Genomic DNA, 17,529 nt, shown 5'->3' on the forward strand with positions numbered 1-17,529 from the left:
TACTCTTTAAGACCTGCCTTTCATGATATTAAAAGCAAATAATAAAACGCTCGTTTTAGATCGCCCACATGTAATGGGTATCCTCAATGTCACGCCTGATTCTTTCTCTGATGGCGGAAAATTCAACTCATTAGACAATGCATTGCTGCAAGCTGAACGAATGATTCAAGCCGGCGTTAGCATTATTGATATTGGAGGTGAATCGACTCGTCCTGGAGCACCGGACGTTTCCTTAGAGGAAGAGCTCGCTCGAGTTATTCCTGCAATTAAAGCGATTCGTGCCAAGTTTGATGTTTGGATTTCTATTGATACCAGCAAAGCGGAAGTGATGCGCCAAGCTGTTGAAGCGGGTGCTGATTTGATCAATGATGTACGCGCTTTACAAGAGCCAGGTGCCCTACAAGCTGCCGCTGAGGCTAATGTTCCTGTTTGCTTAATGCACATGAAAGGCCAACCAAGAACCATGCAAGCTAGCCCAGTTTACGACGATGTTTTAATGGATGTTGAAGCATTCCTACAAGAAAGAGTGAAAGCTTGTGAGGCTGTAGGCATCTCAAAAGAACAGCTGATTCTGGATCCTGGTTTTGGTTTTGGTAAAACCATTGAACACAATTACCACCTATTAGCGCACCTTGAAAAATTTCATACGCTTGGGTTGCCAGTTTTAGCTGGGATGTCGAGAAAATCGATGATCTTTAAGCTACTGGACAAGGCCCCTGCAGATTGCATGGTAGCCAGTGTCACTTGCGCGACTATCGCAGCAATGAAAGGCGCACAAATTATTCGCGTTCACGATGTTGAAGATACATTGGAAGCGATGAAGATAATCGAAGTGATGAATAACAATCACTAATAATAATTAAGGAAAATCAATATGTCTGATAAAAGACGTTACTTCGGCACAGATGGTGTACGTGGCAAAGTTGGCCAATACCCGATTACACCTGATTTTGTTCTGAAGCTTGGCTGGGCTGCAGGTCGTGTTCTTGCGAAGCAGGGCACCAAGAAAGTGATCATTGGTAAAGATACTCGTATCTCTGGCTATATGCTTGAGTCTGCGTTAGAAGCTGGCCTTGCTGCTGCGGGTCTTCAGGCTACGTTTACTGGCCCAATGCCAACACCTGCTGTTGCTTACTTAACACAAACTTTCCGTGCTGAAGCTGGTATCGTTATCTCTGCATCGCATAACCCTTTCTATGACAACGGCATTAAGTTCTTCTCTTCTGAAGGCACTAAATTGTCGGATGACATTGAGTTGGCTATCGAAGCTGAACTAGATAAAGATATCGAGTGCGTGGAATCTTCTGCATTGGGTAAAGCTGTACGCTTAAATGATGCAGCTGGCCGTTATATTGAATTTTGTAAAAGTACATTCCCACACAAAATGACGTTAGCGGGCATGAAAATTGTGGTGGATTGCGCACATGGTGCGACTTACCACATTGCGCCAGCGGTATTTAAAGAGTTGGGCGCTGAAGTGATTGCAATGGGTGTTGAGCCAAATGGTACTAACATCAACCACGAAGTGGGTGCGACAGATGTGCGTGCTCTGCAAGCTAAAGTACTTGAAGAAAAAGCAGCTCTAGGCCTAGGCTTTGATGGTGACGGTGACCGTATCATCATGGTTGACGAGCTAGGCAACAAAGTTGATGGTGACCAAATTGCTTACATCATTGCTCGTGATGCACTGCGTCGCGGTGAGTTGAAAGGTGGCGTTGTTGGTACACTAATGACGAACCTTGGTATGGAAAATGGCCTTAAGCAATTAGGTATTCCATTTGTACGTGCTGCTGTTGGTGACCGTTACGTCATGGAGCAACTTCTTGCTAAAGGCTGGAAGATCGGGGCAGAAAATTCGGGTCACGTTATCCTATTGGATAAAGTGACGACGGGTGATGCTATCGTTGCTGCTCTGCAAGTGTTGGCTTCAGTTGTTGATAGCGAAATGACACTGAATGAGCTGTCTCAGGGCATGACGTTATACCCTCAAGTTCTAGAAAACGTTCGTTTCAGCGGAGATTCAAACCCACTAGAAGCCGAAGCGGTAAAAGCAGCGGTTGTAGAAGTAGAAGCTGAGCTTGGCGAGAAAGGTCGTGTGCTATTACGCAAGTCTGGTACCGAGCCACTACTGCGTGTCATGGTTGAAGGCGAAGATGCTGAGCTTGTTCAATCGTCAGCGCTTAAGATCGCAGATGCAGTAAAAGCAAACTGCTAATTTAACCTTTTACTTAACGGGCGTACGAATAGCACCTGTGCTTAGAAGTGATTGACTTGTATCACGGTTAAGAGATATCACGGTCAAAAGAGACGTAAATGAGTTTTGTGTCGCTTTTGACCTTTTTTTAACCATTCGCTTGGTAAAGGCTTATTTTTTAGCAAATTCCCCTTGTCAGCCATCGTCGCATTCGCTAGTATTGCTCGGCCTTCAGTTAGGAGGTCGCTAGCCTTGTTCTCAAAAATAGTTTTTTGAACGGCGCTGGCTCAACAATTAGGAACATAGGTGGAAAAATGTTTACAGTTCTACTTGTGATTTACCTGTTGGCAGCGCTTGGTGTAATTGGCCTAGTGTTGATTCAACAAGGTAAAGGCGCAGATATGGGAGCCTCTTTCGGTGCTGGCGCTTCAAACACTGTGTTTGGTGCTGGTGGCTCAGGAAATTTCCTTACCCGAATGACTGCAGTTTTTGCAACTACATTTTTTATCCTTAGCTTAGTGCTTGGTAATATGTCTACACATAAAACTGAGTCACAATGGATTGACCCGACTCAAGGTCAGGTAATTCAGCAAGCTGAAGATGCAGTGAGTGAAGTTCCGACGCAAGGCGACGAAATTCCACAATAAGCTGCAAAGATTTGATGCCGAGATGGTGAAATTGGTAGACACGCTAGCATGAGGTGCTAGTGCCTTAGGGTGTGAGGGTTCGAGTCCCTCTCTCGGCACCATGTTTACAAACTTGTAAAACATCTTGTTGGGCGTATAATGCTCACAAGTCGGACGCGGGATGGAGCAGTTTGGTAGCTCGTCGGGCTCATAACCCGAAGGTCGTCGGTTCAAATCCGGCTCCCGCAACCAATTTCAATGCTATTATATAGCTTGTATTGGTAGCAAGTTTGCACAGTGTGAACCTCACTGTGAGTTAAGTGTGATATCGAATGTGATGACACTTAACATATAAGGGTCCAGCAACAAAAACCCCGGCTTATACGGGGTTTTTTGTTATCTAAGCATTTGTAAATGCCTTTAGATGATAATGTTTGCTTGGAATTTAAATTGGGCTTTGAGCCCTTTTTTTGTTTCTGGAGTGGTTAAATGACTGGTTTAGAGAGACAACTTACTGAAATGCTTGACGCTCCAGTAGCAGCATCAGGTTATGAGTTAGTTGGATTAGAATTTATTCGTGCTGGTGAGCACTCAACGCTACGTATTTACATCGATTCACCAAATGGTATCAATGTAGATGATTGCTCTGAGGTTAGTCACCAAGTAAGTGCCGTAATGGATGTTGAAGATCCAATTTCAGTGGCTTATAACCTTGAAGTGTCTTCACCAGGTTTAGAGAGACCACTGTTCAAAGCAGAGCATTACCAACAATTTATTGGTCACGAGGTAAGCATCGTTTTGAAAATGGCTGTCGGCAACCGTCGTAAATGGAAAGGTGATATCCAATCTATCGAAGGCGAGACAGTGAAAGTATTGGTTGAAGGACAAGAAGAAGAATTCGTCCTGAGCAATATTGCAAAAGCTAACCTGATCCCTAAATTTTAGTTCTCCTAGTGAGAAGAGCTTAAGAGGCTAGATTAATGAACAAAGAAATTTTGGCGGTAGTAGAAGCTGTTTCAAATGAGAAAGCAGTTCCTCGTGAGCGTATTTTTGAAGCGCTTGAAATCGCGCTTGCAACGGCAACAAAAAAGAAAAGCGAATTAGAAATTGAAGTTCGTGTAGAAATTGACCGTAAAACGGGTAATTTCGAAACTTTCCGCCGTTGGGAAGCTGTTGAGGAAGTTGAATTCCCAACAAAAGAAATCTCTATTGAAGCTGCAAAGTACGATGATCCAGAGATCGAACTTGGCGGTTTCATTGAAGATGATATCGAATCAGTAACGTTTGACCGTATTACGACTCAAACGGCTAAGCAAGTTATCGTACAGAAAGTACGTGAAGCAGAACGTGCTCAAATCGTTGAACAGTTTATTGACAACGAAGGCGAGCTCGTAACTGGCGCAGTTAAGAAAGTTAACCGTGACACAGTTATTCTAGACCTCGGTAACAACGCTGAAGCGGTAATCCTTCGTGACGACCAACTTCCTCGTGAAAACTTCCGTCCAGGTGACCGTGTTCGTGGTCTTCTTTACGCAGTTAAACCAGAAGCTCGAGGTTTCCAGCTTTTCGTTACTCGTTCGAAGCCAGAAATGCTAGCTGAACTATTCCGCGTTGAAGTGCCTGAGATTGGTGAAGAGCTAATTGAACTTAAAGGTGCTGCACGTGACGCTGGTTCTCGTGCTAAAATCGCTGTGAAAACAAACGACAAACGTATTGACCCTGTTGGTGCGTGTGTTGGTATGCGTGGTGCACGTGTACAAGCTGTTTCTAATGATCTTGGCGGTGAGCGTATCGATATCGTTCTTTGGGACGATAACCCAGCTCAGTTCGTTATTAACGCAATGGCGCCTGCTGATGTTGCTTCAATCATCGTTGATGAAGATGCACACTCTATGGATATCGCTGTTGAAGCCGATAACCTGGCACAAGCGATTGGCCGTAGCGGTCAAAACGTACGTCTAGCTTCTCAACTAACGGGTTGGGAACTGAATGTAATGACTGTTGCTGATCTAGAGAAGAAGCACCAAGAAGAAGCCGTTGCTTCTATTGAAAACTTCATGAAGCACCTAGACATTGAAGAAGACTTTGCTCAAATGCTTGTTGAAGAAGGCTTCTCTACACTTGAAGAAGTGGCATACGTTCCTGTGAACGAGCTTCTTGAAGTCGACGGTCTAGACGAAGGTATCGTTGAAGAACTACGTAACCGCGCGAAAGACGCACTGACTACTCTAGCGCTAGCGAAAGAAGAGACTTTCGACGGTGTTGAGCCTGCTGAAGACTTACTTGCACTTGAAGGTCTTGAGCGTGAAATGGCTTACAAGCTAGCAGCAAAAGGCGTTGCGACATTGGAAGACCTAGCTGACCAAGGCGTTGATGAACTAGAAGGCATCGAAGACCTAACTGCAGAGCGAGCAGGCGAGCTGATTATGGCTGCGCGTAACATCTGTTGGTTCGGCGACGAAGAATAATTCAGCAAGGAGAGAAAGCGGTATGACACAATTAACAGTTAAAGCACTGAGTGAAGAGATTGGTACGCCAGTTGACCGCTTAATTGAACAACTTGCTGATGCAGGAATGAAGAAAGCAGGGTCGGATCAAGTGACTGATTCAGAGAAGCAAACATTGCTAACGCACCTTAAAAAGGAGCATGGCGATACTTCTGGCGAAACAGAACCGACTCGTTTAACTCTTCAACGCAAGACCCGCAGCACGCTAAGTGTTGCTGCTGGAGGCGGTAAGAGTAAGGATGTTCAAGTAGAGGTACGTAAAAAGCGTACTTACGTGAAGCGCAGCACTATTGAAGATGAAGCGAAACGTGAAGCTGAGGAAGTAGCTAATCGTGAAGTGGAAGAGAAAGCACAACGCGATGCTGAAGAGCAAGCGAAACGTGATGCTGCAGAGAAAGCACAGCGCGAAGCCGAAGAAAAAGTAACACGTGAAGCGGATGCAAAACGTGATTCTGAAGAGAAGGCTCAACGCGCACAAGCTGAAAAGGCTAAAAAAGACATGAATTCAAAAAATGCAGACGCTAACGCACAAGCGAAAAAAGAAGCGGATGAACTTAAAACTCGTCAAGAGCAAGAAGCAACTCGTAAAGCCGAAGCTGAAGCAGCTAAGCTTGTTGAGGAAGCTCGTAAGTTAGCAGAAGAGAACCAAGAACGTTGGTCTGAAGAAGAGAAGAAGAAGAAAGAGCAAGAGAAATCTGCGGATTACCATGTGACTACTTCTACTTATGCTCGTGAAGCAGAAGATGCGGCTGATAAAAAAGATGAGAAAGCTCCTCGTCGTCGCAAGAAGAAACCTGCTCCAGCAGCTCAACCTGGCAACAACCGTGGTGGTCGTAACCAACGTGGTCGTGGCGGTAAAGGTAAGCTTGCTAAACCAACTTCAATGCAGCAAGGCTTTGATAAGTCAGCAACTGTTGCTAAATCTGATGTTGCTATTGGCGAAACTATCGTTGTTTCTGAACTGGCTAGCAAAATGTCAGTTAAAGCAACTGAAGTTATCAAAGTAATGATGAAGATGGGCGCTATGGCGACTATCAACCAAGTGATCGACCAAGAAACAGCACAACTTGTTGCTGAAGAAATGGGTCACAAGGTTATCCTACGTAAAGAAAACGAACTAGAAGAAGCAGTGCTAGCTGACCGTGATAGCGATGCTGTCGCAGAAGGTCGTGCTCCTGTTGTTACTATCATGGGTCACGTTGACCACGGTAAAACTTCTACACTTGATTACATTCGTAAAGCACACGTTGCGTCTGGCGAAGCTGGCGGTATCACACAGCACATTGGTGCTTACCACGTAGATACTGACAACGGCATGATCACGTTCCTTGATACTCCTGGACACGCGGCGTTTACAGCTATGCGTGCTCGTGGTGCTCAAGCGACAGATATCGTTGTACTTGTTGTTGCCGCTGATGATGGCGTAATGCCACAAACAATCGAAGCAATCCAGCACGCGAAAGCGGCAGGCGTTCCTCTGATTGTTGCTGTGAACAAGATCGACAAAGAGGGTGCAAACCCAGACAACGTTAAGAATGAGCTAGCTCAATACGACGTTATCCCTGAAGAATGGGGCGGTGAGAACATCTTCGTTCACATCTCTGCAAAACAGGGTACAAACATCGATGGTCTTCTAGAAGCTATCCTTCTTCAGTCTGAAGTTCTTGAGCTTACAGCGGTTAAAGAAGGCATGGCATCTGGTGTTGTTGTTGAATCTCGTCTTGATAAAGGCCGCGGTCCAGTTGCAACAGTACTAGTACAGTCTGGTACTCTTAACAAAGGCGATATCGTTCTTTGTGGTCAAGAGTACGGCCGTGTTCGTGCAATGCGCGATGAAAACGGTAAAGACATCGAAACTGCAGGTCCATCTATCCCTGTAGAAATTCTAGGTCTTTCTGGCGTTCCTGCTTCAGGTGATGAAGCAACGGTTGTACGTGATGAGCGTAAAGCGCGTGAAGTTGCGAACTACCGTCAAGGTAAATTCCGTGATGTTAAACTAGCTCGCCAACAAAAAGCGAAACTAGAGAACATGTTCGCGAATATGACGGCTGGTGAAGTTGCTGAACTTAACGTTGTACTTAAAGCTGACGTTCAAGGTTCTGTAGAAGCAATTGCTGACTCTCTACTGAAACTGTCAACTGACGAAGTTAAAGTTAACATCGTAGGTTCTGGTGTTGGTGGTATTACGGAAACTGATGCAACTCTTGCAGCTGCTTCTAACGCTATCATCCTTGGTTTCAACGTTCGTGCTGACGCAACTGCGCGTGGTACTGTTCAGAATGAAAACCTAGATCTACGTTACTACTCAATCATTTACCAACTGATCGACGAAGTGAAACAGGCGATGGGCGGTATGCTTGCTCCTGAATTCCGTCAAGAGATCATTGGTCTTGCTCAAGTTCGTGACGTATTTAAGTCGCCTAAACTTGGTGCAATCGCTGGTTGTATCGTTACTGAAGGTACGATTAAGCGTAGCAGCCCAATCCGCGTACTTCGCGAAAACGTTGTTATCTACGAAGGTGAACTAGAGTCACTTCGTCGCTTTAAAGATGACGTTCAAGAAGTTAAAAATGGTTACGAGTGTGGTATCGGCGTTAAGAACTACAACGACGTTCGCGTTGGTGACCAGATCGAAGTATTCGAAATTGTTGAAGTTAAACGTACTCTAGACTAACCAGTCAGTACGACTCGACATATTGACTAAGGTTACTAACATTACCTGTAAAGGTAATAAGTAATCGGTTGTTGAATACACCATGGGGGGCTGGTAATTACCAAGCCCCCCATCTTTCTAAGTGAGAAAAGAAAATGTCAAAAGAATTTAGCCGCACACAACGTGTGTCTCAGCAGCTTCAAAAAGAGCTCGCACTTATCCTCCAACGTGAAGTTCGTGACTCACGCATTGGTATGGTAACTATTTCAGATGTAGAAGTGTCTCGTGACCTTGCATACGCAAAAGTGTTCGTGACTTTCCTATGTATCGGTGAGCAAACACCTGAATCATGTCTTGCTGCTCTTAAAGAGCATGAAGTGCCAGTTCGTATGGCTCTTGGCAAGCGTATTCGTCACCGTCTAACACCTGAAGTTCGTTTTACTTACGACAACACATTGGTAGAAGGCATGCGTATGTCTAACCTAGTAAGTGAAGTACTGAACGATGACAAGCGTAAGCAAGAAGAATCTGGCCGCACTGACGAAACTCAGTCTAAGGATGAAGAGTAATGGCTCGCCGTCGTAAAGGTCGCCCTATAAATGGGGTAATTCTGTTAGATAAGCCAACAGGCATTTCATCTAATGATGCACTGCAAAAAGTAAAGCGTATTTACTTTGCAGAGAAGGCAGGGCACACCGGTGCTCTGGATCCTCTTGCGACTGGCATGCTGCCAATTTGTCTTGGTGAAGCAACGAAGTTCTCTCAGTTTCTTCTAGATTCTGATAAGCGCTACGTTGTTGTCGCGAAGCTTGGTGAGCGTACCAACACCTCAGATTCTGATGGTGAAGTGGTTGAAACGCGTGAAATTAACGTGACTCAAGAGCAACTTGAACGCTGCATTGCAAGCTTCAAAGGTGAAACCGACCAGATTCCATCAATGTTCTCAGCATTGAAGTATCAAGGTAAGCCTTTGTATGAATATGCACGTGCAGGTATCGAAGTGCCTCGTGAGTCTCGCAAGATCACTGTGTATTCTATTGAGCTACTTCGCTTTGAAGGTGATGAAGTTGAGATGGAAGTGCATTGTTCTAAAGGTACTTACATCCGTACAATTACCGACGATCTTGGTGAAATGCTAGGTTGTGGTGCTCACGTGACAATGCTTCGTCGTACTGGTGTTGCAAAGTACCCGTATGAACGCATGGTTACCTTAGAACAGTTGAACGAAATTCTAGAGCAAGCACAAGCGCAAGAAATTGCTCCTAAAGAGTTGCTTGATCCATTGTTAATGCCAATGGACACCGCTGTAGAAGACTTACCTGAAGTTAACTTGAATGCGGAACTGACTGATCTTGTTCAGCACGGTATGCCCGTTCAAGTCGCAGGCGCTCCTGCTGAAGGTACCGTTCGTATGACAAGCGGTGCAGAGAAGCTGTTTGTTGGCGTTGCTCAAATTGCTGAAGATGGCCGAGTTGCACCTAAGCGTTTGGTTGTTTTCAGAGATGAAGAGCCACAAGCGTAACGCTGAAACCTAATTAGGTATTGGCGCTTAGCCTGGAAAAGCGAATCAATAATACAGAAAGCGAGCCCTTAATTTTAATGGTTCGCTTTTTTCGTTTTTCACCAGTTCGATTGTTATTGCACCAACTCGTAAACTTCCCTATAATCCTCGGCTCGCGTAGCGGCTGAATCAGAGATTGGCTGCTACAAATATAAACTTACTCTTATCAGGAGAGATTTATGTCTCTGAATGCAGAAACTAAAGCAGCAATCGTTGCAGAATACGCACAATCTGAAGGCGACACAGGTTCACCAGAAGTACAAGTAGCACTACTTACTGCTTCTATCAACCACCTACAAGGTCACTTCAAAGCGCACAAACACGATCACCACAGCCGTCGTGGTCTATTACGTATGGTTTCTAGCCGTCGTAAGCTTCTTGATTACTTGAAAGGCAAAAACCTTACTCGTTACCAAGATCTAATCAAGCGTCTAGGCCTACGTCGCTAATAGCGATGTCTGCAAAGACAGTTTGAAGAAAAGGAGCATTTATGCTCCTTTTTTTGTGCCTGTAAGAAAATGTTTGGCCGGATGCACAGAATATCATCTGGCTTTTTCTGATAGGAAATATCTCTCCTAATAAAAATAGTTTATACTACGCCCGCCTATGCGTTTTCAACGCTGGGCAATCAACCTCTCAAGACGTTACAGTCACAGATGTCGGCCAATAGGTCGCGACTATTCAAAGGCGGATTTGGTCTTAATTCGGCGTATGAACTCATACAAAGAAGCATCATTCCCAAGTCTCTTTTCACTAGTCGCGATTGGTAATATCTTGAGTCAATCTTCACTTAATCTAAAGTCATGACTTTAGAGCTAAGGATATACAATGTTTGAAAAACCAGTTGTAAAATCGTTCCAGTACGGTAACCACACCGTTACTCTAGAAACGGGCGTAATGGCACGTCAAGCTACTGCTGCTGTAATGGCGACTATGGACGATACATCAGTATTCGTTTCTGTTGTTGCTAAGAAAGAAGCTGTTGCAGGCCAAGATTTCTTCCCTCTAACAGTTAACTACCAAGAGCGTACATACGCTGCGGGTAAAATCCCTGGTGGTTTCTTCAAGCGTGAAGGTCGTCCTTCTGAAGGCGAAACGCTAACAGCTCGTCTGATTGACCGTCCAATTCGTCCACTTTTCCCAAGTGCGTTTAAAAACGAAGTTCAAGTTATCGCTACGGTTGTTTCTATCAACCCTGACGTAAACCCAGACATGATCACAATGATCGCAACGTCTGCTGCTCTTGCTATCTCTGGTGCACCATTCAATGGTCCTATCGGTGCTGCACGTGTTGGTCACATCGACGGCGAACTTGTTCTTAACCCATCAAATACTGAGCTTGAAAACTCTAAACTAGACCTAGTTGTGTCTGGTACAGAAGGCGCAGTACTTATGGTTGAATCTGAAGCAGATAACCTATCTGAAGAAGAAATGCTTTCAGCTGTTGTTTACGGTCACGACCAACAACAAGTTGTAATCAAAGCAATCAACGAGTTTGCTGCTGAAGTTGCAACTCCATCTTGGAACTGGGAAGCGCCAGCAATTAACACTGAGCTTAAAGCTAAAGTTGCTGAGCAAGCTGAAACACGTCTATCTGACGCGTACCAGATCACTGAGAAAATGGCGCGTTACGAGCAAGTTGGCGCAATCAAGAGCGACACTGTTGAAGCTCTAATTGCACAAGACGAAAACCTAGATGAGCGCGAAATCCGCGGCATGCTTGGTTCTCTAGAGAAAAACGTAGTACGTAGCCGCATCATTGCTGGCAACCCACGTATCGATGGCCGTGAAAAAGACATGGTTCGTGCGCTAGACGTACGTACTGGTGTTCTTCCACGTACACACGGTTCTTCTCTATTCACTCGTGGTGAAACTCAAGCACTTGTTACTGCAACGCTTGGTACACAACGTGATGCTCAAATCATCGACAGCCTAATGGGTGAGAAGAAAGATAACTTCCTTCTACACTACAACTTCCCTCCATACTGTGTAGGTGAAACTGGTTTCGTTGGTTCTCCTAAGCGTCGTGAAATTGGTCACGGTAAGCTTGCTAAACGTGGTATCCAAGCGGTAATGCCTTCTGTTGACGAATTCCCATACACAGTTCGTGTTGTATCGGAAATCACAGAATCTAACGGTTCTTCTTCAATGGCTTCTGTATGTGGTACATCTCTAGCACTTATGGATGCTGGTGTTCCAATCAAAGCTTCTGTTGCGGGTATCGCAATGGGTCTTGTTAAAGAAGGCGACGATTTCGTTGTTCTTTCTGACATCCTTGGCGACGAAGATCACCTAGGTGACATGGACTTTAAAGTAGCAGGTACTAACGCTGGTATCACTGCACTTCAAATGGACATCAAGATCGAAGGTATCACTAAAGAGATCATGCAAATTGCTCTTAACCAAGCGCAAGGTGCACGTAAGCACATCCTTTCTGTAATGGATGAAGCTATCTCTGGTGCTCGTGAAGATATCTCTGAATTCGCTCCACGTATCCACACAATGAAAATCAGCTCTGATAAGATCAAAGATGTTATCGGTAAAGGCGGCGCAGTTATCCGTGCTCTTTGTGAAGAAACAGGTACTACAATCGAAATCGAAGACGATGGCACAATCAAGATTGCTGCTACTGAAGGCGCAGCTGCTCAAGAAGCTATCCGTCGTATCGAAGAGATCACTGCTGAAGTTGAAGTTGGCCGCATTTACCAAGGTAAAGTTGCTCGTCTAGCTGACTTCGGTGCATTCGTTACTATCCTTCCAGGTAAAGATGGTCTAGTACACATCTCTCAAATCGCTGACAAGCGTGTTGAGAAAGTATCTGACTACCTAACTGAAGGTCAAGAAGTACCAGTTAAGGTTCTTGAAATTGACCGTCAAGGCCGTGTACGTCTAAGCATGAAAGAAGCAGTTGAAACGCCAGCTGAAGGCGAAGCACCTGCTGCTGAGTAATTCTTAGCCTATTAATGGGATTATCGCTTTTTAGTGATTTCTAACCCATTGGTAAAAAAGCATGTTATAAAGGGGAGCATATCGCTCCCCTTTTTTATTGCGGTCATAACAGGAGTAATTATTTGTGAAATGGTTTCAAACCGCGAGTATGTGTTTACTGCTTGTACTAACTGGTTGTGCGACAACATCAGATAACACCTCACGTTGGGTTTATCCACCAATGGCTGTACCGCTTCAACCAAGTGTTCAGCAAGAAGTGCAAATAGCGCGCCTTAGTCAGTTATTACAGCGCCCAGACTTGAACGATGAAGTTCGAGCTAAAATGTTGTTCGAGCGTGGTAATTACTACGACAGCGTTGGCCTGCGCGATTTAGCGCGTCTTGATTTCAATCAGTCTCTTTCATTGAACCCCGCTCAACCTGATATCTTCAACCTTTTGGGTGTTTACTTTACGCAGGTAGGGGAGTTTGATGCCGCTTATGAATCTTTTGATTCTACGTTAGAGCTTGATCCTGCAAACTCATATGCAGAACGAAATCGCTCTATCGCACTCTACTATGGCGAGCGCTATGACTTAGCCAATGAAGAGATGATCAAGCACTACGCCGATGATCCTAGCGATCCGTTTCGCGCTCTGTGGCTTTACATCATTCAGCATGAACTCACGCCAGAACAAGCAAAGCTTGATCTTCAAAAGCGTTACGAGAGCCGTGACGAACAGTGGGGCTGGGTATTAGTTGCGATCATGCTTGACGATATTACCGAAGAGCAGGCATTCAAAGCTATTCTAACCGGGACTCGTGACAATACGCTCCTAGCTCAACGTCTGACTGAAACGTACTTCTACCTTGCTAAGCGCCACCACATGAATGGTGATTACGCGAATGCTATCTCTTTGTACAAATTAGCGGTTTCTTTTAACGTGTATGAATACGTAGAACACCGTTACTCTTTCTTAGAGTTAAGCCGTATCTTCACTACGCTTAAAGCCGAGCATTTAGCGCAAGTTAAGTTGGCTGAGGCCGAAGAAGAAGCTAACGCTAAGTAAGCGATACATTTTGATTCCGAAAAGCCGCTGCCTGTCAGCGGTTTTTTTATGCTCGTTTTTGATTGCATTTTATTTAAACAAGATTAAAATAGTTAGCCTTGCTAACTAAATGTAAATTCTGTGGTTGGAAATCTATGCTGGACCAAAATCTAGAAAAAATTGAACGCTTTGCTTCTAAGATATGGCGAACTCAAGTTAATGAAGATCCTATCTGCCAGTTGAGCTTCAATGAGTACGATTATTTGAAGGTTATTCAAGCATCGTTAGAGCCTATTCGACTAACAGACCTCGCTATTGAGATGCAGGTGACAAAACCTTCTGCGACGACTATGGTTCAAAGGCTAGAAAGAAAAGGTCTAGTTGAGCGCAAAGCGTCTCTTGAAGATGCGAGATCAAAGCTGGTGATTTTGACCCAAAAGGCTGAAGTCGGTTTGGAAGAAGAAAGTAAAATCTATCAGGTCATGGCACAGATACTGGAAAGTCGCTTGTCTGAGCAAGAATCCCACCAGCTGAACCTATTATTAAACAAGGCTTTGAAATAAATAATTTAGATATTTAGTTAGCCTTGTTAACTAGTTTTACGAGTCATATCCCATTGATATGCGACTCACTGAAGAAAGTAGAGTAAGAAATGAGTAACTCAATTAGTCGTCAATTCTGGCGATACACAATTCCTACCGTAGCGGCCATGTTAGTTAATGGCCTTTACCAAGTGGTGGATGGTATTTTCATTGGCCGTTATGTCGGAGCCGATGGACTTGCGGGCATTAACGTCGCGTGGCCTGTTATTGGGTCGATCCTCGGTATTGGTATGCTTGTGGGAGTGGGGACAGGTGCGCTTGTCTCGATCCGTCAAGGCGAAAAAGACACCAAAGGCGCTAAGCAGATCTTAGCAACCGGTCTAACATTGTTGTTGGCGATAACCCCCATTGTTTCTGGATTGTTGTTTCTGTTTGCCGATAACTTCTTGCTTTGGCAGGGTGCTGAAGGGCGAGTGTATGAACTAGGCCTGCAATACTTACATATTCTGATTGGAGCTAGTGTCTTCACTTTAGGCTCTATCGCGATGCCGTTTTTACTGCGTAACGATGACAGTCCTAATTTGGCCACCATACTGATGATTGTCGGTGCGGTGATTAACATTGTATTGGATTACCTATTTATCGCGCAGCTTGGTTGGGAGTTGAAGGGTGCTGCATTGGCAACCGCAATTGCTCAGTTTGTGGTAACGGGTTTGGGGTTGGCTTACTTTTTCTCACGTCGAGCAAACTTACGCTTACGTTGGAATGAACTGAGACTGAAGTTATCGGTGATTCCTGAAATCTTCGCCATTGGTACCTCGAGCTTCTTTATGTACGCTTATGGTTCGATGATGGTGGCGCTGCACAATGCCTTGTTCTCTCAATATGGCGACCAGCTGATGATTGGTGCTTACGCTATTTTGGGCTACATAGTGACGGTTTATTATCTCACAGCGGAAGGTATCGCCAACGGCATGCAGCCATTAGTGAGCTACAACCATGGTGCGCGTAATCAAGCCAATATTCGTAAGTTACTTAAGATTGCGATGGTGAGTTCAGTATTGATCGGTGTCGCGTTTGTATTGCTGCTGAACGCATTCCCACGTGAGTTCGTTTCTGTGTTTAGTTCGGATGAACCTCAGCTAGTCGAGTACACAGTGTTGGGTATCCGACTGCACATGTTTGCACTGGCGCTTGATGGCTTCTTGGTGGTAGCGGGTGCTTACTATCAGGCGGTGAACAAAGGCAGTAAAGCGATGTTTGTGACGATAGGCAATATGCTTATCCAATTACCTTTCTTGTACATCATGCCTAAATTGTACGGTGTGCCGGGGATCTGGATTGCCTATCCACTGTCTAACATCGCGCTAAGCGTAGTGGTTATGATTATGCTCTATAAAGACGTAAAGAAGCTCGACGATGCGCCGCTAGAAACAGTGACAGCATAGGTCGCTTTTCTTGAGCTAAATAAAAAAAGGTCTAGCGATTGCTAGACCTTTTTTGTATCTGTTGCTGGTTAGTTCAATTCGAGGTACTAGATGTTCTTAACGTCTAAACCCGCAAGCTGATGCCAATAACCGTTGCATTGGCGGCTTTCAATGGTCTTTGGGTTTTGACCTTGTTCGTTCGCTCTGAAGTTATTGATTTCAGAGAAGGTATCGATGCCCAATGGGCTTAAACGAACCACATCAACCAAGTCATGCATGCTCGGTAGATCATTGACTAGGTTGTAGCAGTAACCTGATTGAGTTTGAATACCGTTAAGGTTAAAGACAGACTGGCCTTCTTGGCTATCGACTTGTAGGCCAGTAGGGTATTTGATGCAGCAGGTTTCGCAATCGTCTTTGGCTTTGTTTTCTGCGCGAGCGGTAAAGCATCGTGCTGAGTAAGCAAGCGGTAGGTAGCCGTGGCTAAATACTTCTACTTCGAACTTATTACGGATATTAAGCTCTTCGCACTGTGTCATTACGTTGCTTAGCCATTCGCGAGAAAGCTCAACAGGCATACACCAACGCGTCATACCTTGTTTCAAGAACAGGTTCAGAGTACGTGCGTTGTAGGTGTTAACCGCCGGGCCAACCACAAAAGGCACTCTGCTTTCGCTTGCTAATTGAATCGCAGACACGTCGTTGGCTTCAATCGCAAAGTCACCGTTATCAATGTACTTCTTCATGATGTTGACTTCGCTTGGTGCTTCTAGCAATGCCATGGTGGAAAGTACGACTTGCTTACCTGAAGCCGACAGCTCTTTGGCAATATCCATCCAGTGTTTTGCTTTCATCTCACGACGCTTTGAACACACGGCTTCACCTAGATAGATGATATCAGCAGAGCTTGATTTCGCTTGTTCATAGAAGCTTTCAACGTCTTGTTTTGGCCAAAAATAAAGAAGAGGGCCTAATGCGTATTTCATTGAGTTCTCCATTTGGCTCTATTGCCATTTACGGTGATAAGCGCCAAGCGTGGTTTGTGTACCTTCAGATACATTCGCCAGTGTCGCATTCCAAGCTTGTTCCACTTGGTATTGTTCTGGGTTCGCTAAGTAGCGGTCGATAGCTGCACGCCAAGTACGAGTCACTTGCTCGACATAAGCAGGGCTACGTTGGCGACCTTCAATTTTCACTGAGGCAACGTTGGCAGCAAATAGCTCAGGCAGCATAGACAGTGTGTTGAGACTGGTTGGCTCTTCAAGTGCGTGATAGCGTTTACGCTCACCATCGATCTCTGCTTCAAAGCGGCCTTTACACAGCGTTGGGTAGCCCGCGTTTTCGCCGGCTACGTACTTGTCGATAAGAATCTCATTCAAGCGTGATTCTAGGCCGGTTTCTGTTTCTTGCCAGCGAACGTATTTTGCTGGAGAACAAGCACCAACGGTATTGGGTGACTCGCCGGTCATATATGAAGAGAGGTAACAACGACCTTCCGCCATGATACACAAACTACCAAAAGCGAATACTTCAAGGTCAACGTCAGAGGTGATGTTACGAGAAAGCTGTTTGACCTGATGAATCGACAATACGCGAGGCAATACCACACGCTTTACATTGAAGTTCTTGTGGTAGAAGTCGATTGCAGCCGCATTGGTTGCAGAAGCTTGAACCGATAGATGCAATTCTAGTTCTGGATATTTGTTTGCTGCGTACTCAAGCACTGCGATATCAGCAATGATCAGTGCATCAACACCCAGATCGGCGGCGTTGTCTACGGCATTTGTCCAGCGTTCGAAGCCATTTGGGTGAGCAAAAGTATTTAAGGCAACGTGAATTTTCTTGTTGCGGTCATGCACATATTGCACAGCACGATCGAGCTTTTTACCCGCAAAGTTAAGGCCTGCAAAGTGTCGGGCATTGGTATCGTCTTTGAATCCGATATAGACAGCATCCGCACCACAATCAATAGCGGTTTTCAAAGCAGGTAAGTTACCCGCTGGGCATAAGAGTTCCATTTGCTCACTACCAGTAGAATGAAAT

At 45.0% G+C, this 17,529-nt stretch carries 15 protein-coding genes and 2 tRNA genes; 15 read left to right on the forward strand and 2 right to left on the reverse strand.

Features of this window, described 5'->3' with window-relative positions:
* The first annotated feature begins 22 nt into the window (after positions 1–22).
* The 15 genes from folP (at position 23) to NX845_RS17860 (ending at position 15,507) form a co-directional block, all read left to right on the forward strand.
* Positions 23–853, forward strand: coding sequence for a dihydropteroate synthase (folP, locus tag NX845_RS17790; RefSeq protein WP_260257033.1), 831 nt, complete (start codon positions 23–25; stop codon positions 851–853).
* 21 nt (positions 854–874) lie between these two features.
* Complete coding sequence (glmM, locus tag NX845_RS17795) at positions 875–2,215, forward strand: phosphoglucosamine mutase (RefSeq protein ID WP_017087432.1); 1,341 nt, start codon at positions 875–877, stop codon at positions 2,213–2,215.
* A 293-nt stretch (positions 2,216–2,508) separates the two neighbouring features.
* Positions 2,509–2,841 (forward strand): preprotein translocase subunit SecG, encoded by a 333-nt coding sequence (gene secG / locus NX845_RS17800; protein ID WP_004734504.1) that lies wholly within the window; start codon positions 2,509–2,511, stop codon positions 2,839–2,841.
* A gap of 16 nt (positions 2,842–2,857) precedes the next feature.
* A tRNA-Leu gene (locus NX845_RS17805) sits at positions 2,858–2,942 on the forward strand.
* Between the two features lie 53 nt (positions 2,943–2,995).
* Positions 2,996–3,072, forward strand: a tRNA-Met gene (locus tag NX845_RS17810).
* Between the two features lie 237 nt (positions 3,073–3,309).
* Positions 3,310–3,765, forward strand: a complete 456-nt coding sequence (gene rimP / locus NX845_RS17815) for a ribosome maturation factor RimP (protein ID WP_004734501.1) — start codon at positions 3,310–3,312, stop codon at positions 3,763–3,765.
* 35 nt (positions 3,766–3,800) lie between these two features.
* Positions 3,801–5,288, forward strand: a complete 1,488-nt coding sequence (gene nusA, locus NX845_RS17820; RefSeq protein ID WP_004734499.1) for a transcription termination factor NusA — start codon at positions 3,801–3,803, stop codon at positions 5,286–5,288.
* A gap of 22 nt (positions 5,289–5,310) precedes the next feature.
* Positions 5,311–8,001 carry a translation initiation factor IF-2 gene (gene infB / locus NX845_RS17825; protein WP_004734497.1) on the forward strand — a complete coding sequence of 897 codons (2,691 nt, stop codon included), beginning with the start codon at positions 5,311–5,313 and terminating at the stop codon, positions 7,999–8,001.
* Between the two features lie 134 nt (positions 8,002–8,135).
* Positions 8,136–8,549: a 30S ribosome-binding factor RbfA gene (rbfA, locus tag NX845_RS17830; RefSeq protein WP_004734495.1), complete on the forward strand. Its 414-nt coding sequence runs from the start codon at positions 8,136–8,138 to the stop codon at positions 8,547–8,549.
* Positions 8,549–9,502, forward strand: coding sequence for a tRNA pseudouridine(55) synthase TruB (gene truB, locus NX845_RS17835; RefSeq protein WP_017094781.1), 954 nt, complete (start codon positions 8,549–8,551; stop codon positions 9,500–9,502). The genes rbfA and truB overlap by 1 nt, the downstream gene beginning before the upstream one ends.
* Positions 9,503–9,720: 218 nt before the next feature.
* Positions 9,721–9,990 (forward strand): 30S ribosomal protein S15, encoded by a 270-nt coding sequence (gene rpsO, locus NX845_RS17840; RefSeq protein ID WP_004734493.1) that lies wholly within the window; start codon positions 9,721–9,723, stop codon positions 9,988–9,990.
* Between the two features lie 379 nt (positions 9,991–10,369).
* Complete coding sequence (gene pnp / locus NX845_RS17845) at positions 10,370–12,490, forward strand: polyribonucleotide nucleotidyltransferase (RefSeq protein ID WP_017094780.1); 2,121 nt, start codon at positions 10,370–10,372, stop codon at positions 12,488–12,490.
* Between the two features lie 124 nt (positions 12,491–12,614).
* The gene (nlpI, locus tag NX845_RS17850) at positions 12,615–13,538 is read left to right on the forward strand and encodes a lipoprotein NlpI (RefSeq protein ID WP_017084244.1); all 924 of its coding nucleotides are present in this window, start codon (positions 12,615–12,617) and stop codon (positions 13,536–13,538) included.
* 134 nt (positions 13,539–13,672) lie between these two features.
* Positions 13,673–14,080, forward strand: coding sequence for a MarR family winged helix-turn-helix transcriptional regulator (locus tag NX845_RS17855; RefSeq protein WP_004734490.1), 408 nt, complete (start codon positions 13,673–13,675; stop codon positions 14,078–14,080).
* A gap of 89 nt (positions 14,081–14,169) precedes the next feature.
* Positions 14,170–15,507 carry an MATE family efflux transporter gene (locus tag NX845_RS17860; RefSeq protein ID WP_017092486.1) on the forward strand — a complete coding sequence of 446 codons (1,338 nt, stop codon included), beginning with the start codon at positions 14,170–14,172 and terminating at the stop codon, positions 15,505–15,507.
* Between the two features lie 86 nt (positions 15,508–15,593).
* On the opposite strand, the gene NX845_RS17865 is transcribed toward NX845_RS17860, so the two are convergent.
* Entirely contained in the window at positions 15,594–16,472 is an 879-nt protein-coding gene (locus tag NX845_RS17865; RefSeq protein WP_065205110.1) for a U32 family peptidase, read from the reverse strand.
* A gap of 18 nt (positions 16,473–16,490) precedes the next feature.
* Positions 16,491–17,504, reverse strand: coding sequence for a peptidase U32 family protein (locus tag NX845_RS17870; protein ID WP_065682523.1), 1,014 nt, complete (start codon positions 17,502–17,504; stop codon positions 16,491–16,493).
* Positions 17,505–17,529: the final 25 nt, after the last annotated feature.

This window comes from Vibrio sp. NC2 (genome assembly GCF_025195005.1).
GTDB classification, from domain to species: domain Bacteria; phylum Pseudomonadota; class Gammaproteobacteria; order Enterobacterales; family Vibrionaceae; genus Vibrio; species Vibrio splendidus.